Below are 21615 nucleotides of genomic sequence, written 5' to 3' on the forward strand. Positions count from 1 at the left end.
GCGCTGCGCGAGTGACCGTTCTGAAACGGAAACGACATACAAGTGCGTGGCCTCCGAACGGTGCGTTCACCGTGCCACGTGAACGCTCAGTCGATTTCTCGATAGACTACCTGCAGGTGCTCGCCCCCGACGGGTCCGCGGACGATGACCTCGACCCGGACCTCTCGGAGGACCGCCTGCTCGAGCTGTACCGGACGATGAAACGCTCGCGGCGACTCGACGAACGGGCCGTCTCCCTCCAGCGACGGGGGGAACTCGGGACGTACGCGCCGGCCATCGGACAGGAGGCCGCGCAGGTCGGAAGCGCGGGCGCCCTCGAAGAGACGGACTGGATGGTGACCTCGTTCCGCGAGACGCCCGCGTACCTCGCGCGCGGGACGCCGCCGCGGGCGATACTCCAGTACGCGATGGGGATGGAGGAGGGATCCGCCACCCCGCGCGAGGAGCGCAACTTCCCGCCTTCGGTCCCCGTCGGGTCCCAAGCCCTGCACACGGCGGGACTCGGGTGGGCCCAAGAGATAACCGGCGAGGACGCCGCGACCATCGGCTACTTCGGCGACGGCGCGACCAGCGAAGGCGACGTGTACGAAGCGCTCAACCTCGCCGGCGTGTTCGACGCGCACGCGGTCTTCCTCTGTCAGAACAACCAGTACGCCATCTCCGTCCCCCGAGCGAAGCAGACTCGCGCGGAGACGCTGGCGCAGAAGGCCATCGCGGCCGGAATCGACGGGATCCAAGTAGACGGTAACGACGTGCTCGGGACGTACACGGCAGTGCGAGATGCCTTAGAGAGCGCTCGGAACGGCGACCCGGTGTTCATCGAGGCGTTGACGTACCGTCGCTCGATCCACACCACCTCTGACGATCCGTCGGTGTACCGAAAGGTGGAGGAGGAAGACGAGTGGGAGGAACGCGACCCGATAGTCCGGTTCGAGACGTACCTCCGGGAGCGCGGCGTCTTGGACGACGACCGAGTCGAGGAGATACAGGAGGACATCGAGGAGGAACTCCGCGAGGAGATTCGACTCGCCAACGAGGCGCGGGAGGCCCTCGACGCGGCGGACATGTTCGACTACGTCTACGAGTCCCGCCCGCCGGAGGTAGACAGACAGCGCGCGGCGTTCACGGGGGAGGAGAATGGCCGATAAGCTGCGGATGGTCGAGGCGATTCGGGAGACGCTGTTCGAGGAGATGGACCGCGACGAGGGCGTCGTCGTCTACGGGCAGGACGTCGGCGTCAACGGCGGCGTCTTCCGCGCGACGCAGGGCCTCCTCGACGAGTACCCGAACCGCGTGTACGACGCGCCCGTCGCGGAGGCGGGCATCGTCGGCCTCGGCGTCGGCCTCGGCGCGTACGGGCTGACGCCGGTGCCCGAAATCGAGTTCTCGGGCTTCATGCACCAAGCGTTCCACCAGATACAGCAGCACGTCGCCCGCCTCCGGACGCGGACGCGCGGGGAACTCAACTGCCCGATGACGATTCGCGCGCCGTACGGCGGCGGCATCCGGGCGTTGGAGCACCACTCCGAGAGCTTCGAGGCCGGATACGCCCACACGCCCGGCCTGAAAGTCGTCGTCCCCGCGACGCCCGCGGACGCGAAGGGCCTCCTCGCCTCGGCGATACGCGACCCCGACCCGGTCGTCTACTTCGAACCGACGCGGCTCTACCGCGCGTTCCGCGAGGACGTGCCCGAGGGCGACTACACCGTCCCCCTCGGCGAGGCGGACGTGGTGCAGGAGGGCGACGACGTGACCGTCGTCGCGTGGGGCGCGATGCGCCACCGCGCGATAGACGCCGCGGAGGACGTGGACGCGAGCGTGGAGATAATCGACCCCAGAACCATCTCCCCCCTCGACTCGGAGGCGATTCTGGACTCCGTCAGGAAGACCGGTCGCTGCGTCGTCGTCCACGAAGCGCCGAAGACGGCGGGGATGGCCGCCGAGATAATCGCGCAGATAAACGACGATGCGCTCTACTATCTCGAATCGCCGGTCCAACGGGTCACCGGGTACGACGTGCCGTATCCGCTGTTCGCCCGCGAGGACGAGTACGTCCCCGGCGAGGAACGGATCCGAGGCGGTATCGAACGAGCGCTGTCGGAATAAGAGGGGGCGTACCGCCCGCGGCGGCGGCGCGGCGTTACTCCTCGTTACCGGACTTCGTCCGGTGGGCCGACGAGTTTCACTCGTCGACGTCGTCAGACTGCGTCTGACGGCCCGCCGAAGTCTCTTCGGCGGCGTCGCTGTTCTCTTCCATGTACTCCCGCGCCGCCGAGAGTGCGCCGTCGCGGTCGGTCGGTTCGGCGGTCAGGGGGACCTGATTCGACGTTCCGAGTTCGCCGCGCGGTTGGGAGTACACTATCCACTCGTCGCCGCCGCCGGCCTTCTCGGTGCAGACGACCCGTTCCTGCGGCCCTAACCACGAGTGCACGTCGTCGTCGGACTCTTCTGTCGTCCACCCGGACGGGGCGTCGTCGGGCGCGTCGGTAGCGGAACCCATTGTGGGATACCACGCCGCCGAGCGACATAGATGTTCACCGACCGCCACGTTTTCCGACGAGTTCGGTCGTCTCGCTTCGTTCGACTCTCTCTCGTCGGCGACCACCTCGCTTCGTCGCCCCCTTTCGATCCTGTCGGATTCGAAGTCGTTTCGCCGACGACGAAACTCCACCGCGTCGGCCCAATCTCACATCCCTCTGACCCTCCACGATTCGAGTATGCGCGACGATAGTCAATACGACGACTCCCGAGACGAGTACGGCTACGAGGAGATGAACGATCGGTCGTCGTCGCAGTCCCGGCTTCCCGTGCCCACCATCCCGTGGGGGTGGGCCCCCGCCTCCTTCCGAAGCGGAGACGACCACGTGACCGGCGACGAGGACTACGACACCGTGGCGGGCGACGACGAGGGCTACCGCCGGTCCGAGGACGACCAGTTCGCCGGCGGCCCCGACGACCGCCCGTCCGGGGGCGATGACGACTCGTGGTTGGACGAGGGACTCATCACCCTCCTCATCGTCAGCGGCGCGTTGCTGTTCCTCTTCCCGGAACCGGCGACGTCCGCGGTCGGAATCGTCCTCCTCGGCATCGGCATCATCGCGTGGGCCGCCGACATCATGCTGTGAGGTGCCGGCCCTCGCAGACGGCGGCGACGCCACCGACGTCGCGGCCCGTTTCAGAGGCCCTTCGCGGCTCTGCGACGCCGTGAGACAACCGTTTTACCGCGGTTAACTCCCGGATAACTCCGATAGCGGCTACATACTATTATGCCGATATGTATTACCCCGGCCCATGGTAGATGTCTCCGTAATCATCCCGACGCTGAAGCCGCCGGAGGAGATAGAGGCGGTCGAGTATCTGAAACGCGGGACGTTCGACGACTACGAGGTGGTCGTCTCGGACGCGTATCCAGTCACGCGGGCGCGGAACGAGGGTATCGAACACGCAAAGGCGGACAAGCTGGTGTTCCTCGACGACGACTCCCGCCCTCGTGAGAACTACCTCGAACGCGCCTCGGAGACGTTGGAGGACCAGTACGCCGTCGCCGGACGCATCTTCCACCCCCGCGACGACATCTTCGCGCGCTACTTCACCGCCCACTACGGTCACGGCGACGAACCGAAGACCGTAGACCGCTTCTGGGGCTGTAACATGGCGATGCGCCGAGAGGTGATAGAGGCCGTCGGCGGGTGGGACGAGCAGATGGGCTGGGGCCACGAGGAGAAGGAACTCGCCGACCGAGTGCAGGAGGAGTACGACATCTACTACGACCCCGAGATGGTCGTAGACCACCCCTACGCGGAGGGTATCTTGGACTACTGGCGCAAGCGCTACCAACTGGCGAAGCAGACGCCGTACTACTGGCAGACGCAGGGGCTCTCGCAGTCGGCGCAGGTGAAAGAGACGCTGAAGTCCCTCGTCCACCCGCTGAACTACCTCGGTCGCACCCCCACCGCCGCCCTCACGAGAACCGGCGGAACCCTCGCGCAGGGCGTCGGCCGGGTGCAGGGGTTGTTGGGAAACCGAATGCAGGAGTCCCCGAAGACGCCGACGACCGAGTACAAAGAGCCCGTGGGGGGAAAACAATGAGTTACGACGTCGCCGTCGTCGGCACCGGCGCGAACCCCGAGGAGAAGGACACCGACGGGTTCGCCATGGCGTACCGACACGCGGAGGCGTACGACCGCCTCGACGCCTGCGAACTCGTCGCCTGCACCGACATCGTCCGCGAGAACGCCGAGGCGTTCGCCGACTACTGGGACATCGCGGATGGGAACGTCTACACGGAGCTCGACCGGATGCTCCGCGAGGTCGAACCCGACGTGGTGAGCGTCTGCGTCCCGCCGGCGTTCCACGCCGACATCGTCGTGCAGTGCGCCGAGAGTGGCGTCGTCCGGGCCATCCACTGCGAGAAGCCGATGGCGAAGACGTGGGAGGGGTGCCGCCGGATGGTCGAACGCTGCGACGCCCACGGCGTCCAACTCACGTTCAACCACCAGCGACGCTTCGGCGGCCCGTTCCGCCGGGCGAAGGAACTCCTCGACGCGGGCGAGATAGGCTCGCTCCGACGCATCGAACTCGGCGGCAAGAACCTCTACGACTACGGGTCGCACTACTTCGACCTCTGCGGGTTCTTCACCGACCAGAGCGACCCCCTCTGGGCGATGGCCGGCATCGACTACTCCCAGGAGAACGTCCAGTTCGGCGTCCACAACGAGAACGGCGCTATCGCGCAGTGGCGCTACGAGAACGGCGTCCACGGCCTCGCCTCGACAGGCGAGTCGAGCATCATCCCCTGCGAGATTCGGCTCACCGGCACGGACGGGATGATAGACATCGGCGTCGACGACGGCCCCACGCTTCGGATGTTCAACGAGTCCTCGGGCGGGTGGAAGACGGTGGACGCCGACGGCGACGACATCCACTCGCCGAACTGGTCGAAACCCCGGACGGCGGCGCTGAAAATCGCCGAGCGCGTCCCCTTCCTCCCCGAGGAGTGGGTGAAGCAACCGACGTTCATCGACCGCGCGATAGCCGACGTGGTGGGCGCCCTCGACTCCGGCCGAAAACCCGAACTGGCCGCCGAGAACGTCGTCCAATCGACGGAACTGATATTCGCCTGCTGGGAGGCCGCCCGTCGGCGGACGAAGGTCGAACTCCCCCTCGACGTGGACGGCAACCCCCTCGAGGAGATGGTCGAAGACGGCGAACTGCTGGCCGACGAGCCCGAGAAACCGAAACAGACGCCGTAACCGGCGGCGCGGACGGACCGAGCGGCGAAGTACCTCTCCTCGACGGCCCGACGCGTCGGGCGCGCCTCCGATCGCTTCGGACGTAACTGTCATCCGAGAGACGGGCGTAGGCGATGCATGGAGTGGACACCGCTCGTCGCAGAACCGGTGGCGCGGTTCCCCGTCCTCACCCCCCTCCTCGCCGTCGTCCTCGCGGCGGTTCACGTCGTCACGGCGTACGTTCCCCACAAGGCATCGCTGCGAAGCAGGCAGTTGCTCTCCATGGGCGCGGGAACGTCCGTCGCGTACGTGTTCGTCCTCCTCTTTCCGGAGGTCGCGAAGGCGGCCGCCGAGGTGCGCACGATGTACGCGGGGCAGTTCTTCGCGGAGCAACTCGTCTTCCTCGCCGCGTTGGCCGGCCTCGTCGCGTTCTACGGATTGGAGGTGTACGCGGCGCACCGCATCGACGGTCGATTCGAGTCGTCCCGCGGCGGATACACCATCCACCTCGGGAGTTTCACCGCCTACTCCGCGCTCATCGGCTACCTCCTCTTCCATCAGGAGGTGGAGGGCGCACCCAACCTCGTGTTGTACACGGTGGCGATGGGACTGCATTTCCTGAACTTCGACAGGGGGTTGGACCGCCGGCACGGGGACCGGTTCAGGTCCACCGGTCGCTGGATTCTGGCCGGCGCGACGCTCCTCGGCGCGGGCATCGGAATCGTGACGCACGTCGGCGAACTCGCCCTCGGGATGCTGCTCGCGTTCCTCTCCGGCGGGTTGGTGTTCAACACGTTCAAAGAGGAGGTGCCCGAGGTCGACAAGGGACTCTTCCCCCCGTTCTTCGCGGGCGCGGCCGTCTACTCCGCCATCGTGCTCTTCATCTGAGTCTCGCGAAGAGCGTCTCACCACCACTCTTATGCGACCCCTCGCCGAACCACCGAGCAAATGAACCGTCCGCTCGCCGCCGTCGGGGGTGGATTCGTGGGAACGGTCGCGCTGAGCCTTTTGCTTTTACTGTTCGAGGTGGAGACGCGGTCGCGAATCCGCATGTTCGACGCCGTCGCGCGATTCGTCGGCGTCCCCGGCGACACCACTGTCGGATTTGTGCTCTTCGTCGTCGCCGGCGTCTTCGCGTGGCCGCTTCTGTTCGCCGCCGTCGAACAGTCGCTCCCCGGCGACGACCCCGCGATGAAAGGGATGGCCCTCGGAATCCTGCTTTGGGTGGCGTTCGTCCTCCTCGGACGCGGCGACCTCTCAGGGCCGATAATCGCCGCCTTCGCCGGCCTGACGCTCATGGCGCACCTCGCGTACGGATTCGTCCTCGGGAGCGCTTACGCCCGGTTCACGGGCGCGACACCCACCCACGACGCCGGTACCGAATCGGAGATGAGGTGGTGAGAGACGTTCTCGGAAGCCTAGAACTGCCCTTTGAACTTATGCCCGTGTTCTCCCTACCCCCCTGACACGCACTTCGTGCGATGCTATCGATGAATATTCCCCCCTTCGTCGTTCTCATCGTCGCCAGTCTCTTCGCCGCGAGCGTGGCGTACTGGCGGCGTCGTCGGAACGACGCGACGGCAGCGACCGAACTGCTCACCGACCGACTGCGGGCGGACGGCGGCGAACGACGTTCGCCCGACGACGAGGCGAACGAGACGTCCGCCACGGACGGCGGCGTTCCCCCGGCGGCGGGCATGCTGTTCAAGCGACAGCACAAGACGAGCAAACCCTACGGCCTGATGCGGTGGTTCACCACCGTGGACCACAAGGACATCGGATTTCTCTACCTCCTCTTCGGACTCGCGGCGGCGCTGTGGGGCGCGACGGACGCCTTCATGGTCCGGACGGAACTCGTTACGCCGAGTATAGACGTCTGGGACGCCGAGACGTACAACGCGCTGTTTACGACCCACGGGCTGACGATGCTCCTGTTCTTCGTGACGCCCGTGTTCAACGGCTTCGCGAACTACTTCCTCCCGCTGTTTCTCGACGCCGACGACATGGCGTACCCGCGAATCAACGCCATCGCCTTCTGGTTGGTCCCCCTCTCGTTCGTGATGGTTCGCGCGGGACTCCTGACTGAGGTGTTGGCGAAGATCATCGACGTGTTCGGGCCGAGCCTCACCTTCCTCTACGCGTTGGAACCCCCGGCCACCGGGTGGACGCTGTACGTTCCGCTGTCGGTGCAGATACCGAACCCCCAGATCGACCTGCTGCTCCTCGGGTTGCACCTCTCGGGGATAGCGACGGTCATCGGCGCGATAAACATCATCGTCACCGTGTTCACCGAACGTGGCGAGGGTGTCACGTGGTCGGACATGGACATCTTCTCGTGGTCGATACTCACCACGAGCGGTCTCATCCTGTTCGCGTTCCCCCTCTTGGGGAGCGCGCTCTTGATGCTCATCGCCGACCGAAACTTCGGCACGACGTTCTACGCCGTCGAAGTGCAGGGGCCGATACTGTGGCAGCACCTGTTTTGGTTCTTCGGCCACCCCGAGGTGTACATCCTCGTGTTACCCGCGTTCGGGTTGACGAGCCAGATCCTCCCGAAGTTCAGCGGTCGGACGCTGTTCGGCTACAAGTTCATCGTCTACTCGACGCTGGCCATCGGCGTCCTCTCGTTCGGCGTCTGGGCGCACCACATGTTCGCGACGGGCATCGACCCGCGGATCAAAGCCTCCTTCATGGTGGTCACGCTCTCCATCGCCGTCCCGTCGGCGGTGAAGACGTTCAACTGGATATCGACGATGTGGAACGGCGACGTCAGACTCGCCGCGCCGATGCAGTTCCTCGTCGGCGGCATCGGCCTGTTCATCGTCGGCGGCGTCACCGGCGTCTTCCTCGCGTCGATTCCGGTCGACCTCCTCGTCCACGGGACGTACTACGTCGTCGCGCACTTCCACTTCTTCGTCGCCGGCATCATCGCCTTCTCGATGTTCGCCGCGTCGTACTACTGGTACCCGCTTTTCACCGGCCGGTGGTACAGCAGACGCCTCGCGAACATCCACGCGGCCCTGAGCATCTCGGGCGTCGTCGTGACGTTCACGCCGCTTTTCATCATCGGGATGATGGGGCTCCCCCGCCGTTCGGCGTCGTACCCCGAGCAGTTCGCGCCGTTGCAACAGGTCGCCTCGTTCGGCGCACTCCTCATCGCCCTCAGCGTCGGCGTCTGGCTCTTCAACATGGTCCAGTCGTACCGCGTCGGACCGCGGATCCGGAGCGCGGACCCGTGGAACCTCAAGGCGACGGGGCAGTTCTCCAACGAGTGGCAGTGGTTCGAACGGCGACTCGAACAGGAGTTCGACTACGTCGTCGCCGACGAGGGGTCGGAACTCGACACGGGCCGAAACCGGACGGACAACCCCGAACGCTCCTCCGAGACCGAGGACGAGGGGACGCAGGGGGCGTCGGCGGAAGACGACTACTGACTACCGGTTGCCGGGGGTTCGGGGGTCCACCCGCCCCTCCCGGACGCGTTCGTCGTCTACGAACCGGTGGCTGTCGGTTCGTCTGTCCACGAGGAGCGCCACGTCGGCGGCGTCGTACAGCGTGAAGAAGGTGTCCCAATCGACCGCCCTGCTCGCGTCTCTCTCGTCCACGAGGTCAAGGCGCACCGACCCGCCGGGCGTCGCCGCGACGACGGGGCGCTTCCTGGCGGCGGCGGCCCACCCCTCGATCGCGCTCCGCTCCGAGAGCGCGTGTTCGGCTGACGGGTCCCTCGCCTGTCTGTCGGTGTCGTTCTCGGGAGGCATCGTCTCCGTGTCGTTGCCGCGGCACGGTGACGGTTCTCCTGCTTGCGATGGCAAGGACGCGTCGTCGCGGGACGGCCTCGCTCCGAAGTCGGGATCCGCTTGAAGGGCCGCGTTCGCGGGACTCAGCCGTCCGTTCGCACGCCGAGTTCCTCCTCGGCCAGTTCCGCGGCTTGCCGAATCGACCCGACGGAGGTGAGGTGTCCCGCGCCGACGGACGTCTTCATCGCCTTCGCGGGCGCGCCGGTGAACACCTTCGGGCCGAGTTGGGCCACTGCGCCGTCGCCGACGGAGACGATCCACCCCGGCACGTCGAACCGGTAGGGGTCGAGTCGCGGGGCGAAGTCGTCGCCGCCGCCCCGTTCGTGTTCGACCAGTCGGGCGACGTTCGTCGCCACCGTCCGCGCCTCCCGGATGGCCGCCGAGGCGGACGCGGGGACGGCCTCCCCGTCGGCGTCCACCGCCCGCGCGGCGTCGCCGACGACGAACGTCCGGTCGTCGAGTCGCAGGTCGCTCCTGACGAGGGGTCGGTCCCCGCCCATCGCCGCCGCGCCGGTGATGCCGCCGGTCCAGACGAACACGTCCGCCGGGAGCGTCTCGGCGTCCGTCTCGACGGCGTCGGCAGTGGCCCGGACGACGGGCGTCTCAGTCCGCACGTCGACGCCGCGGGCGGTCAGTTCCTCGCGCACCGCGTCGCGGAAGTTCTCCGGGAAGTTCGGCGCGACGTCGCCGAGTCGTTCGAGGACGGTCACGTCGGCGTCGAGATTCTCCTCGCGCGCGAGTGCGGCGAGTTCGCCCGCCGTCTGGACGCCCGAGAGGCCCGCCCCGCCGACGACGATTCGCACACCCTCGCCCGCGTCGAGGACCGCATCGCGGATGGCGAGGGCGTCGTCGACTCGCTTCAGCGGGTGCGAGTGCTCCTCGACGCCGGGAAGCCCGTAGTACGCCGTCTCCGCGCCGAGGCAGACGGCGGCGTAGTCGTAGGAGAGGGAGTCGTCGCCCTCGAAGTACACCTCGCGGGCGTCCCTGTCGAGGCGTTCGACGCGCGCCACCCGCGGTTCGGCCCGGTCGAACATCTCCGTCAGGGGGACTCGGATGGCGTCGGCGACGCTCGGTCTGCGGATGACCCGGTGGACCTCGTGTTGGACGAGGTGGGCGTCGGACTCGTCCACGACGACGAGTTCGGCCTCGGACGGGAGGCTCGATTCGAGTCGGCGAGCGAGCGTCACGCCGGCGTAGCCCGCGCCGAGTACCAGAATTCGCATACGGTCGCTTGGCGCGCCGCGACCAAAGAGCGTGCGGGTCGCCGGGCCGAACGGTCGGGCGGAGTCGCGCGGGGCGGAGGAACCGCCTCAGAAGAGGGCGTCGGACTCGGGGAGAATCTCGGCGGGGCCGCCGACGGACCAGACGTCCGTCTCCACGTCGCACGCCGCGACGGCGGACTCGACGCGTTCGACGTGTTCCTCGGTCGTGTTCACGTAGACGCTCGCACCCGTGTCCGTCGAGAAGTATACCGGGACGTCCTCCTCCTCGCGGAGTTCACGCACGGCGTTGAACACGGCGATGGTCCGCGGTTGCCAGTACACCCACCCGGCGGGGCCGGTCATCGTCGTCGCCGTCAGCGACAGCGAGTCGTGTTCGGCCAACTCGAACGCCCGGTCGAAGTCCGCCTCGCGGAGGGCGTCGCGCATCGTCTGTAACTGCTCGTGGACGTGCGCCATCCGCGCCTCGAACATGTGGCTCTCCGCGGCCTCCTCGTGGGCCTGTTCGGTCTCCTTGTAGGCGGGGACGTGCGCCGCGACGATTCGCAGGTCGTCTTCGAGGTCGGACTCGATGCGCTCCGATCGGCAGTCCTCGTCGTTGAGTCCGGCGTACAGGTGGGAGAACGCGCCGGTCACCGCGCGCGCCGCCGAGGAGGACCCGCGACGGGCGATCGTCGAGATATCGGGGCGGGAGAGGTCGAGGCCGGCGGCCTCGGCGAGGGCCATCGCCGCGGCGGCGAACCCCGACGAGGACGACCCGAAGCCGATGTTCGAGGGGAAGGAGTTCTCGCTCTCCAGTCTGACCGCGTGGTCGAACTCGGCGAGTCCGCGGACGTGGTCCACGACGGCGTCGATGCGTTCCGCGCCGCGGCCCGTCACTTCCTCGCCGCCGATGCGGTAGACGTCCTCGGCGGCGTCGGGTCGGAACTCCACCGTCGTCTTCGTGTGCGTCGGGGCGGTGCAGACGCTGATACTGTCGTGGTAGGGGAGTCGCAACTCCTCGTCTCGCATCCCGTGGTACTTTACGAGACCCTGAATCGGGTGTGCCTTCGCGGTGGCCTTCATGCACCTACGCGGGAGTGACTCCCGGTTAAACGTCCCGATGGGTCACGAGGAAGGGTCGCTCAGTCGTCGGACGGTTCTTCCGCCTTCGTCTCCGCCTCCGGCCCGCGTTGCCAGACGTTCGTGACGGGTTCGCCGGACGGCGGCGTGTGACTGACGTGCTTCATCGAGGTTCGGTCCGAGTTCATCGTGATATCTCTTCTCGTGGGGCGGCTTAACGCTTCGCTGGATATGCCTAGTACCTTCATTAGCATACTTAGGTGTATAAGGTGGACGAGACGCGGTGGCGCTCCGCTACCGCCAGAACGCCGCAGAAGAGGACGCGCGAGGAGAAGACGAGGCCGGAACCGGCGCTTTCGAACTGATCTCTGGTAACATCACGTTACTGCCTACTCTCCCGAACTAATATATCACTTCACGGACAATGGGGCAACCGGGTGACGCAGGTGTTACGTGGTCACGACGACGAAACTTTGATTATGGATTGGACTTAATCAACGCGACACATTCCGAAATTTATCCCCTGAGCGTGCGAATCATCGGAACTTCGAGCCGAGTGGTATCCAAATGAAAACTTGCCCCCACCGTCGAATCCCCCGTCGAACCGCCCCCATGAATTGTGCCCGAACCAACAGGAGCCCTCTCGAACATGTCTGAAACGTGGGACGCCGCGGGATACATCGCGAGTTCCCGCTACCGACTCGCGGTCTGTAAGTTGCTCGCGCGGAACGGACCGGACCTGCCCTCGCGGATAGCCGAGGAACTGGACTTGGCCCAACCGCACGTCTCGCGTGCGCTCTCGGAACTCCGCGAGAGAGACATCGTCGAACTACTCGTCCCCGAGTCCCAGCAGAAAGGGCGGCTGTACGGCCTCACCGGGGACGGTCAGGCCGCCCTCGCCCGACTGCGCGGACAGGCGGTGAACGTCGAGTTCGTCGACGAGTCGCGTTTCCCCCACGCGAACCTCCTCGACTACCTCCTCGACGCTCACGAGTCCGAACTCCGACTCGCTATCTCCCACCACGAGGACCGGACGGACGTCTACCTCGCCGCCGACGCCGCCGCGCGCACCCACGACGAGGAGTCGATTTCGAGCCTCGTCGCGTCGCTGGAAACTGACGGCTGCGACGGCGTCGAGTCCTCCGTCGTCGGACGGACGACGTTCGTCGTCCGCGGACTCGAAGGCGCGACGCTGGTCCAACTCCCCACGGACTGCGACGAAGACGTGTTCCTCTCGCTCGAACGAGGGGCCGACGTCTCCGTCGAATCGTTCGTCGAGAACTGCCAAGCGCACCTCTCCACCGAGAACTAACCGTCGCCTGCCTCCGAACGGGCGAATTCGTCGAAAGAGCGCACTGTCGGTGAGTCGAACATATCGGAGTTTGACGGGCGATACTAAGACGGGAAGGTGTTTAATCACGTAACAGACGTCCATACGTGTATTATAACAACGACTTTGTGTTCGGTCCTCCATCCGTCACTCGGCGTGGACCACCGCTCCGTCCACGAGTCAGTATCGAGTGCCGTCGTCACCGGGTTCACGCCGTCGAAGATACCATGTCCGTGCCGGCGACCGTTCGCCGCGGCCGCCGCTTTTCGTCTTTTCCGCCGGTTCGAGGCGTCAGTCACCGATTTCTCTCCTCTGGACCGCGCGGGCCGCGGAAACTGCCGCTCACCGTCCGTTAGTTGTTGTAATATTCTACTACAAGAGAAACGGCGGAGTAGTTTGTAGAAATTTACAACACCTTATGTAGTACCCGCCCATCTCGGTATCCAAGAACCGCCGGCGCGTCCGGTGGCGACCGGTTGCCCGGAACCGGTCAGGACGGAAACCCCGGGAGCCCCCACAATGATACGAAAGGTACTCGCGGTAGTCCTCGTCGGCGCACTGATTTCGAGTGCAGTTCCGGTCGCCGCACAGACCGTGGACCCGGAACTTCGGACGTACGTCTCCTCCCCGACGCTGACTCCCGGTCAGGTGAACGAGGTACAGGTGCAGTTGGTGAACGACGCGACCGACTTCGACGACACTGCGCGCACGGCGAAGAACATCAACGTCAACCCGAAGGACACGGGCCGCCTCGACGTGCAGACGGGGAGTCTGTTCCTCCCCACGCTGGCGGACCCGGACGCGGCCCAACAGGGTTCGGCAGCGACGCAAGAGATAACCATCGCGGTGAAGGTGCCCTCCGACATCGAAGCGGGGACGTACCGGATTCCGATAAAGGTCCAGTACGAGTGGGATGGCGAGAACGGGCCGCGCGAACGCACCACCACGGAGTACGCCACCGTTCGCGTCGAGGAGGGTCCGCGCTTCGCCGTCGTCGATACGAACTCGACGACCACCGTCGGCGGAAGCGGGACGTTCGAGGTGACGATGGAGAACGTCGGCGAACAGGACGCGAGGGACGCGAGCCTGACGCTCTCCTCGCAGAGCGGAGACGTCTCCATCAGCGGCGGCCAGCAGGGTAACCGGTACGTGGACCGGTGGGAGACGGGCGAGACGCGCACGTTCGAGTTCGACACCAGCCTCACCAACACGGCCCGACCCGGAAACTACACGCTCAACGCCTTGGTGTCGTACAAGGACGCCAACGGCAACGACGGTCGGAGCCCCAACATCTCGCTCGGGATGAACGCCCTGCCCGAACAGACGTTCGACATCAGCGGCGTCAACAGTTCGCTCCGCGTCGGCGAGGAGGGGACGCTCTCCGCCGAGGTGACGAACAACGGCCCGCAACCGGCGAAGAACGCGGTGGTCGTCATCGACCAATCGGGGGAGACGGTGACGCCCATCGAGACGGAGTACGCCGTCGGTGACTTAGCGCCCGGCGAGTCCGCGCCCGTCTCGTTCGACGTGGAGGTGTCGTCGGAGGCCACCTCCGGCCCGCGCCAACTCGGCATGTCCGTCAAGTACCGCGGCGACGACGGCACGCAGCGACAGTCCGACACCATCGACGTCCGGGCCGAAGTCGCCCCGCAGACCGACGAGTTCGAGGTCGAACCGGTGAACGCGACGTTCGCGGCGGGCGACGGCGGAACGCTCGAACTGACGGTGACGAACACCCGCGACGAGACGCTGACCGACATCTCGGCGAAGATATACCCCGAAGCACCGCTCTCCTCGACCAACGACCAGGCGTTCATCGAGAAACTCGGTCCGGGCGAGTCCGAGACCATCGTCTTCCAGACGAGTGCTGGCGGCGACGCGATGCCGAAGACGTACCCGATGAAACTCGACTTCCAGTACGACGACGCCGACGGTGACACCATCATCTCCGACACGTACCAAGTCCCCGTCCGGGTGACCGAATCCGAAGGCGGCGGCCTGCCGTTCGTCGTCGCGGGCGTCGCCCTCGCCCTCCTCGGCGCGGGCGGAGCGCTCGTCTACCGCCGGCGGGACTGATAGATGGACCTCGACCACCAACGCGTCGTCGACTGGGCCGACGACCACATCGTCGAGCGACCGGGGAAGGTGATGCTCGCCTTCTTCGTCGTCACCGCGGTGTTCACGGTCGGTCTGGGAAACGTCTCGACGGAAGCCGGAACGCAGCAGTTCGCCGAAGACATCCCCGCACAAGAGGCGCTCGATAGGGTGAACGACGAGTTCAGCTCGTCGTACGGCGCGGACACCGGCAGCACGCAGCTCATCCAACGCGACCAGAACGTCCTCTCGAAGCAGTCGATGGTGAACATGTTGCGGTTGCAGCAGAAGTTAGAGGAGCGACCGGAGATGCGCGTCAGCGGAACGTCGTCGGCCGCCTCCGTCGTCGCACAGACCATCGACCCGAACGCGACGACGCTGGACCAGCAGATAACGACCCTCGAACGGGCGACGCAGACCGACGTTCGGCGGGCGGTCCGGCAGAACGCCGACAACCCGGCGTTCACCGGCACCCTGAGCAACGACTTCAACGAGGAGGACGCCTCCGCGTCGGCGACCATCGGCGTCGTCGAGCACACGCTCCCGACCGGCCTCTCCAGCTCGTCGGCGGGACAGTCGGGGGAGAGTCCGCTCACCCCGATTCAGACGCAGGCGCAGCGTATCGCGGCCACCTCCGACGGCGACATCACCGTCTTCGGGAGCGGCATCATCTCGCAGGAGTTCTCGACGGTGACGACGGACTCGCTTCTCATCGTCACGCCCGCGGCGGTGCTTCTCATCGTCCTGTTCCTCGTCATCGCCTACCGCGACTTGGTGGACCTCCTGTTGGGGGCGTTCGCGCTGGCGATGGCGGTCATCTGGACGTTCGGCTTCCTCGGGTTGGCGGGCATCCCGTTCAACCAGATAATGATCGCCGTCCCGCCGTTGCTCCTCGCGGTGGGGATCGACTTCGGCATCCACGCGGTGAACCGCTACCGCGAGGACCGCCAGACCGGACTCGACATCGACGCGGCGATGCGGGTGGCGACCGACCAGCTTCTCGTCGCCTTCTTCATCGTCACGGGGACGACGGTCATCGGCTTCCTCTCGAACCTCGCCTCCGACCTGCCGCCCATCCGCGACTTCGGCGTCGTCGCGGGCGTCGGCATCACCTTCACCTTCCTCATCTTCGGGGTGTTCCTCCCCGCGGCGAAGGTGTGGATAGACCACAAGCGCGAGCGGTACCCCATCCCGACGTTCAGCCAGTCGCCCCTCGGACAGGAGGGGTCGGCCCTCGGCGACGTGCTGAGCGTCGGCGTCGGCATCGCGGACAGAGCGCCCGTCATCTTCCTCGTCGCGACGCTCCTTCTCAGCGCCGGCGCGGGCGCGTACGCGACGGGCGTGGACACCTCGTTCTCGCAGGAGGACTTCCTCCCGCCGGAGGAGGTGCCCGCCTACCTGAAGGCGCTTCCCGAACCGTTCGCGCCGAGCGAGTACACCGTCGTCTCGCAGCTGAACTTCCTCGAAGACAAGTTCACCAGCACGCAGGGGGGGACGGTCACCATCTACGTCGAGGGCAGGATGGAAAACGACGCCGCACTCGAACAGGTGTACCGCGCGGGCGAGGACCCGCCGGACTCGTTCGTCTCGGAGAACCGCCGCGCGGAGTCAGAGAGCATCGTGACCGTCATCCAGTCGTTGGCCGAACAGGACGAGGAGTTCGCGGCCCTCGTCGACCGCAACGACAGGGACGACAACGGCGTCCCCGACGACAACCTCGGCGAGATCTACGACTACCTCGAATCCTCGCCGATGGAGTCGCAGGCGTCGCAGTACCTCGCGGAGGACCACCGGAGCACTCGCGTCGTCTACACCGTCTCGGCGGACGCGTCCGACCGCGAAGTGACGAACGACGCGCGCCAGGTCGCCGACCGGTTCCGCTCCGACTACGACGCCATCGCCACCGGGAGCACCATCGTCTTCCTGGAGGTGTCCGACCTCATCTTTACGTCTGCGGTGACGAGTCTGGCGCTCGCGCTCGGGGGAACCGTCGTCTTCCTCGTGTTCATCTACTGGCTCCTCGAGGACTTGCCCTCTATCGCCGTCGCTAACCTCATCCCCATCGTCGCCTCCGTGGCGTTCGTCGCCGCGACGATGCGACTGCTCGGCATCTCCTTCAACGCCTTCACGGCGACGATCCTCTCGCTCACCATCGGCCTCGGCATCGACTACTCCGTCCACGTCGTCCACCGGTTCATCGACGAACGCAAGGAGACGGACGTGATGACGGCGCTCCGGCGCACCGTCGTCGGGACGGGCGGGGCCCTGATGGGGAGCATGTTCACCACGGCGTTCGGCATCGGCGTCCTCGTCCTCTCCGTCCTCTCCGTCCTCGGGCAGTTCGGGGTGCTGACGGCCATCTCCATCATCTACTCGTTCGTCACGTCGCTCGTGGTCCTCCCGCCGGCCCTCGTCCTGTGGGACCGCATCGTGAACGACGACCCGAACGAACCGATGGGCGGCGGCCGCGACTCGCCGTCGGACTCCGACAGTCCTATGACCGCGACGGCGGACGGTGATTTGCTGTGAACCCACTCCGACCGGACGGCGGCAGTTCGCGGGACGGGGACGACGCACCCGCCGACGCCTCCGACGCGTCCCTCGATGCGCCCGGCGCGGCCGCCGACGGCGAACACGAGGCGGTCGAATCGCTCGAAGCGCTGGGGTTGTCGAACTACGCCGCCCGCGTCTTCGTCGCGCTACAGAAGCTCGGCGCGGGGACGGCCAAGGAGATTCACGACCTCGCGAACGTGCCGCGGTCGCAGGTGTACGGCGCGGCGGAGGAACTGGAGTCGCTCGGCTTGGTCGAACTCCAACAGGCCACGCCGAAGCGGTACCGGCCCGTGGGACTGGACGCCGCCCGGCGGCGACTCGCCGAGGAACTGAAGAGCGAGGCCGACCGGGCGTTCGACTACTTGGAGGCGGCGCGGCGACAGCGCACATCGGGCGAGACGCGCGACGACGTCTGGACCGTCCGCGGGCGCGAACCGGTCAACAACCGCCTCATAGAGCTCGCGGAACGGGCCAAAGAGCGGGTGGTCTTCGCCGCGCCCGACACCGACCTCGTCCCGACGGAGCTCGTCGCCGTCCTCGCGGAACGGGCCGACGACGGCGTCGCGGTGTGCGTCGTCAGCGAGAGCGAGGCGGTCCGAACCCGGTTCGCCGAGGCGGCGTCGTCGGTCGGCGTCCTGGAACCGCCGAACGAACCCCCGGCGTCGGACTTCACCGGCCGGGTGTTGCTCGTCGACGGCCGCGTGGTCTTTCTCTCCGTCGCGCCGGCGGCCGAGTCCGGCGGCGAGGAGACGGCCATCTGGAGCGCCGATACGGCGATGGCCGACATGCTCTCTCGCATCATCGAGGGAACGCTGGTCGAACGCTGACGGCCTCCTCGCGGGTCGGACGCCGCCCGTCGCTTACGACCCGACGCCGACGGCGCGCGTCGCCCCCCACGTCAGGACGACGATGCCGACGACGAACCCGCAGAGGGCGACGAGCATCGGGACGGGGTCGAGCAGCTTCTGACCGAGGAACGGTCCGCGGACGAGGAGGAACCCCGTGGCGACTGTCGCCGCGAGGCCGACGGTCGTCACGAACCCGTAGAAGTAGGTCAACACGCCGAGGCCGGCGCGGTCCGTCTCGAACTGTGAGGTGCGAGGCATACCGGAACCTGTAGATTCCGGTGACTTAGCCCTTCTCGTACGTGTCAGCCGACGCGTCGGTGTCGGACGCGCGTCCGACTTCGACTCCGACTCACCAGCGAATCTCGAAGCCCTCCTCGCCCTCGGGGTCGTCGTAGGTGGCGTCTACGTCCTCCACCTCGGCGGCGCTACTTCCGGTGTGACACCACTCGACCATCTCCTCGACGGCCGGGCGCGGCCCCTCGAAGACGGCCTCGACGCGGCCGTCGTCGCGGTTGTGGACCCACCCGTCCACGTCGCGTTCTCTGGCGGCGTCGCGTGTGCTCGCCCGGTAGTAGACGCCCTGTACCGTCCCGGAGACGAAGACGTGCGCGCGCACGCGGTCGTCTGTGGAACTCATACGTCGGCGTACGCGTTCCCGCCGGAAATATCGCCGGGAAAACCGCGGGGCGCGAGGAGGAGAAACCGCCGGACGCGACGCGGTGACTCGGAGCCGGCCGGGACGCCGCGCCGGAATTGGAGGAATCTAAGTGGGGGCCGTCCAACTCTCTCGTATGGAACTCTTCGGAACCGCGGGTATCCGCGGCGACGTCACGTCCCGGGTGACCCCGGAACTCGTACTCGCCGTGGGTCGCGCCGTGGGCCTCGACGTCGTGGAGTCCGGCGGACGGCCGGACGTGGTCGTGGGGCGCGACGGGCGAACGACGGGGGCGGGCCTCGCCGCGGCGGTGGAGTCGGGGCTGGAGTCCGCCGGCGCAAACGTGCTCAGAGTCGGCGTCGTCCCCACGCCGGCCCTCGCGTACGCCTCGCAGGGACGGCACGGCGTGATGCTCACCGCCTCGCACAACCCGCCGACGGACAACGGCATCAAACTGTTCGTGGACGGCGAGGAGTACGACAGGACGCTCGAACGCGCCGTCGAGGAACGCGTGGAGGCGGGCACCTCCCCCGCCGCGTGGGACGAGTGGGGCGACGCCTACTCGATGGAGTTACTGCCCGAGTACCGCGAGGCCGTCGCCTCGTACGCGCGGGCGTACGGCGCGTCCTGCGAGGGCCTCCGAATCGCCGTGGACTGCGGCAACGGCGTCTCCGCGCACGCGACGCCGCGCGTCCTCGACGAACTCGGCGCGCACGTCGTGACCCTCAACGGGCAGGTGGACGGCCACTTCCCCGGCCGGGAGTCGAAACCGACGCCCGAGACGCTTCGGGACCTCCGGGCGTTCGTCGCCGACTCCGAGTGCGACTTCGGCATCGGACACGACGGCGACTCCGACCGCATCGTCGTCGTCGGCCCCGACGGCGACGTGGTCCACGAGGACACCGTGGTCGCCATCCTCGCGGAACACTACGTCCGTTCCGGCGACGCGGACGACCCCGTGGTCGTGACGACGCCCAACGCCTCGGGCCGCATCGACGAACGGGTGTCGGCGGCGGGCGGACGGGTCGAACGCGTCCGCCTCGGCGCACTCCACGAGGGCATCGCCGCGGCCAGAGAAGGGGGCGGCGACGTGGTGTTCGCCGCGGAACCGTGGAAGCACGTCCACACCGCGTTCGGCGGGTGGATAGACGGCGTCGCGTCGGCGGCGGTGTTCGCCCGACTCGTCGCCGAGTCCGGCCTCGACGGCCTCCGCGAACCCGTGACGGAACGCCCCTACCGGAAGGTGAGCGTCGCCTGCCCGGACGCAGCGAAGGAGGAGACGATGCGGACGCTCGAATCGACGCTCCCGGAGGCGTTCCCCGACGCGTCGGTGAACACAGACTACGGCGTCAGGGTCGAACGTCCGGACAACTCGTGGATACTCGTCCGGCCCTCCGGGACCGAACCGTACGTCAGGGTGTACGCCGAGGCGGACGACGTGGACGCCCTGGTCGAGGCGGCCACCGACGCCGTCGAGGACGCCGTCGAGTCGGCGTCCTGAGGGGCGACCCGACGAACGGAGAGCGAGACCGAATCGACGGACGGGCGTCCGGTCGCGAGATAATCGGTCGTACGTCGAGAAACCGCGAATTTTTCGAACATATCGGTCAGCGAAGAAGCGGAGCATTTATGCGCATCTCTGAGACCTATCCTCAATAGGTGACCACACTCATGGATAGACGGAAATTCATCAAGGCGACCGGCCTCGCGGGCGCAGTGGGCCTCGCAGGTTGCACCGGCGGACCGAGTGGAGAGGGAACTAGCGGCGAGTCCGAGACGACGGGGTCCTCGGGAGAGGGCGACTCCTCGGCGACCGAACAGACGACGGGGTCCTCCGAACCGGAGGCGCACGTCGGCGTCGTGTACGCGACCGGCGGCCTCGGCGACGGGTCGTTCAACGACCAGGCCCAGCAGGGCATCCAGCAGGCCGCAGACGAGTTCAACGTCGCGTACAACGAGGCGCAACCGGACGAGGTGTCCCAGTTCCAGAACTTCCAGCAGCAGTTCGCCAGTTCGACGAGTCCGAACTACGACCTCGTCTCCTGCATCGGGTTCCTGCAGGCGGACGCACTCTCGCAGACCGCACCGCAGTACCCGGACCAGCAGTTCATGATCGTCGACAGCACCGTCGACGCCGACAACGTCGCGAGCTACGTGTTCAAGGAGCACCAAGGCTCGTTCCTCGCCGGTCAGATGGCCGGTCTGCTGACGACGCAGGAGTTCAGCGCGGGCGACGGCGCGACGAACCCCGACCAGAAGACGGTCGGCTTCGTCGGCGGCGTCGAGAGCGGCCTCATCGCCAAGTTCGAGGCCGGGTACAAGGCCGGCGTCAAGAACGCCGACGACTCGGTCAACGTCCAGTCCACGTACGTGGGCAGCTTCAACGACCCCTCCGCGGGGAAGGAGGCGGCGCTGTCGATGTACAACAGCGGTGCGGACATCGTCTACCACGCCGCGGGGAACACCGGCACCGGCGTCTTCCAAGCCGCCAAAGAGCAGGGCGCGTTCGCCATCGGCGTGGACCGCGACCAGTCGCTCACGAAGCCCTCCTTCGCGAGCGTCATCCTCGGGAGCATGGTCAAGCGCGTCGACACCGCGGTGTACAACGCCGTGAAGTCGGTCGTCAAGGGCAACTTCGAGGGCGGTTCCACGGTCACGCTCGGTCTGAAGCAAGAGGGCGTCGCCCTCGTGTACGGCGACGCCATCGGCTCGGAGATTCCGTCCGACGTGAAGGACTCGGTCAGTTCCGTCCGCGAGAAGATAATCGGCGGTTCCATCTCCGTGCCGACGGACCCGTCCGAAGTCTAACGTCGAATCGGCGGAAC

General features: G+C 66.8%; 21 protein-coding genes. 14 read left to right on the forward strand and 7 right to left on the reverse strand.

Annotated features, from left to right (window positions below; translation table 11 throughout):
- Window positions 1-71 precede the first annotated feature (71 nt).
- Together pdhA and ACFQEV_RS11430 are read left to right on the forward strand one after the other, a co-directional pair.
- Window positions 72-1148, forward strand: a complete 1077-nt coding sequence (pdhA, locus tag ACFQEV_RS11425) for a pyruvate dehydrogenase (acetyl-transferring) E1 component subunit alpha (protein WP_379695965.1) — start codon at window positions 72-74, stop codon at window positions 1146-1148.
- A complete protein-coding gene (locus tag ACFQEV_RS11430; RefSeq protein ID WP_379695967.1) occupies window positions 1138-2106 on the forward strand; it encodes an alpha-ketoacid dehydrogenase subunit beta in 969 nt (322 codons plus the stop codon). The genes pdhA and ACFQEV_RS11430 overlap by 11 nt, the downstream gene beginning before the upstream one ends.
- A 76-nt stretch (window positions 2107-2182) precedes the next feature.
- Here ACFQEV_RS11430 and ACFQEV_RS11435 read toward each other — a convergent pair whose 3' ends face one another.
- A complete protein-coding gene (locus ACFQEV_RS11435) occupies window positions 2183-2500 on the reverse strand; it encodes a hypothetical protein (protein WP_379695969.1) in 318 nt (105 codons plus the stop codon).
- 217 nt (window positions 2501-2717) lie between these two features.
- Here ACFQEV_RS11435 and ACFQEV_RS11440 point away from each other — a divergent pair, with 217 nt between their 5' ends.
- From ACFQEV_RS11440 to ACFQEV_RS11465, 6 genes are all read left to right on the forward strand, one after another.
- Window positions 2718-3125, forward strand: a complete 408-nt coding sequence (locus ACFQEV_RS11440) for a hypothetical protein (protein ID WP_379695971.1) — start codon at window positions 2718-2720, stop codon at window positions 3123-3125.
- 166 nt (window positions 3126-3291) lie between these two features.
- Entirely contained in the window at window positions 3292-4089 is a 798-nt protein-coding gene (locus ACFQEV_RS11445) for a glycosyltransferase family 2 protein (protein WP_379695973.1), read from the forward strand.
- The gene (locus ACFQEV_RS11450; protein WP_379695975.1) at window positions 4086-5252 is read left to right on the forward strand and encodes a Gfo/Idh/MocA family protein; all 1167 of its coding nucleotides are present in this window, start codon (window positions 4086-4088) and stop codon (window positions 5250-5252) included. The genes ACFQEV_RS11445 and ACFQEV_RS11450 overlap by 4 nt, the downstream gene beginning before the upstream one ends.
- Window positions 5253-5369: 117 nt before the next feature.
- Window positions 5370-6119, forward strand: a complete 750-nt coding sequence (locus ACFQEV_RS11455; RefSeq protein WP_379695977.1) for a hypothetical protein — start codon at window positions 5370-5372, stop codon at window positions 6117-6119.
- Window positions 6120-6179: 60 nt separating this feature from the next.
- Window positions 6180-6632 (forward strand): DUF6789 family protein, encoded by a 453-nt coding sequence (locus ACFQEV_RS11460; protein WP_379695979.1) that lies wholly within the window; start codon window positions 6180-6182, stop codon window positions 6630-6632.
- An 89-nt stretch (window positions 6633-6721) separates the two neighbouring features.
- A complete protein-coding gene (locus ACFQEV_RS11465; protein WP_379695981.1) occupies window positions 6722-8665 on the forward strand; it encodes a cbb3-type cytochrome c oxidase subunit I in 1944 nt (647 codons plus the stop codon).
- Here the strand turns inward: ACFQEV_RS11465 and ACFQEV_RS11470 are convergent, their stop codons facing one another.
- The 4 genes from ACFQEV_RS11470 to ACFQEV_RS11485 all read right to left on the reverse strand — a co-directional run bounded on the left by ACFQEV_RS11470 (window position 8666) and on the right by ACFQEV_RS11485 (window position 11498).
- A complete protein-coding gene (locus ACFQEV_RS11470) occupies window positions 8666-8989 on the reverse strand; it encodes a hypothetical protein (protein WP_379695983.1) in 324 nt (107 codons plus the stop codon).
- Window positions 8990-9111: 122 nt separating this feature from the next.
- A complete protein-coding gene (locus ACFQEV_RS11475; RefSeq protein WP_379695985.1) occupies window positions 9112-10251 on the reverse strand; it encodes an NAD(P)/FAD-dependent oxidoreductase in 1140 nt (379 codons plus the stop codon).
- Window positions 10252-10338: 87 nt separating this feature from the next.
- Window positions 10339-11313: a phosphomevalonate decarboxylase MvaD gene (mvaD, locus tag ACFQEV_RS11480; protein WP_379695987.1), complete on the reverse strand. Its 975-nt coding sequence runs from the start codon at window positions 11311-11313 to the stop codon at window positions 10339-10341.
- 59 nt (window positions 11314-11372) lie between these two features.
- A complete protein-coding gene (locus ACFQEV_RS11485) occupies window positions 11373-11498 on the reverse strand; it encodes a hypothetical protein (protein ID WP_379695989.1) in 126 nt (41 codons plus the stop codon).
- Between the two features lie 461 nt (window positions 11499-11959).
- Between ACFQEV_RS11485 and ACFQEV_RS11490 the strand changes: the two genes are divergently transcribed.
- The 4 genes from ACFQEV_RS11490 to ACFQEV_RS11505 all read left to right on the forward strand — a co-directional run bounded on the left by ACFQEV_RS11490 (window position 11960) and on the right by ACFQEV_RS11505 (window position 18114).
- Window positions 11960-12622, forward strand: a complete 663-nt coding sequence (locus ACFQEV_RS11490) for a winged helix-turn-helix domain-containing protein (RefSeq protein ID WP_379695991.1) — start codon at window positions 11960-11962, stop codon at window positions 12620-12622.
- 537 nt (window positions 12623-13159) lie between these two features.
- Window positions 13160-14716 carry a COG1361 S-layer family protein gene (locus ACFQEV_RS11495; RefSeq protein WP_379695993.1) on the forward strand — a complete coding sequence of 519 codons (1557 nt, stop codon included), beginning with the start codon at window positions 13160-13162 and terminating at the stop codon, window positions 14714-14716.
- 3 nt (window positions 14717-14719) lie between these two features.
- A complete protein-coding gene (locus ACFQEV_RS11500; RefSeq protein WP_379695995.1) occupies window positions 14720-17263 on the forward strand; it encodes an efflux RND transporter permease subunit in 2544 nt (847 codons plus the stop codon).
- Window positions 17260-18114: a TrmB family transcriptional regulator gene (locus tag ACFQEV_RS11505; protein WP_379695997.1), complete on the forward strand. Its 855-nt coding sequence runs from the start codon at window positions 17260-17262 to the stop codon at window positions 18112-18114. Before ACFQEV_RS11500 ends, ACFQEV_RS11505 begins: the two co-directional genes overlap by 4 nt.
- 33 nt (window positions 18115-18147) lie before the next feature.
- On the opposite strand, the gene ACFQEV_RS11510 is transcribed toward ACFQEV_RS11505, so the two are convergent.
- Both ACFQEV_RS11510 and ACFQEV_RS11515 read right to left on the reverse strand, forming a co-directional pair.
- Window positions 18148-18393, reverse strand: coding sequence for a DUF8132 family protein (locus ACFQEV_RS11510; protein WP_379695999.1), 246 nt, complete (start codon window positions 18391-18393; stop codon window positions 18148-18150).
- A gap of 91 nt (window positions 18394-18484) precedes the next feature.
- On the reverse strand, window positions 18485-18772 hold the full coding sequence (locus tag ACFQEV_RS11515; protein ID WP_379696001.1) for an acylphosphatase: 288 nt from the start codon (window positions 18770-18772) through the stop codon (window positions 18485-18487).
- A 154-nt stretch (window positions 18773-18926) separates the two neighbouring features.
- Here ACFQEV_RS11515 and ACFQEV_RS11520 point away from each other — a divergent pair, with 154 nt between their 5' ends.
- Together ACFQEV_RS11520 and ACFQEV_RS11525 are read left to right on the forward strand one after the other, a co-directional pair.
- A complete protein-coding gene (locus ACFQEV_RS11520) occupies window positions 18927-20291 on the forward strand; it encodes a phosphohexomutase domain-containing protein (RefSeq protein WP_379696003.1) in 1365 nt (454 codons plus the stop codon).
- 170 nt (window positions 20292-20461) lie between these two features.
- The gene (locus ACFQEV_RS11525) at window positions 20462-21598 is read left to right on the forward strand and encodes a BMP family lipoprotein (RefSeq protein ID WP_379696005.1); all 1137 of its coding nucleotides are present in this window, start codon (window positions 20462-20464) and stop codon (window positions 21596-21598) included.
- The last annotated feature ends 17 nt before the right edge of the window (window positions 21599-21615 follow it).

Origin of the sequence: Halopelagius fulvigenes, assembly GCF_042662625.1 — an archaeon.
GTDB classification, from domain to species: domain Archaea; phylum Halobacteriota; class Halobacteria; order Halobacteriales; family Haloferacaceae; genus Halopelagius; species Halopelagius fulvigenes.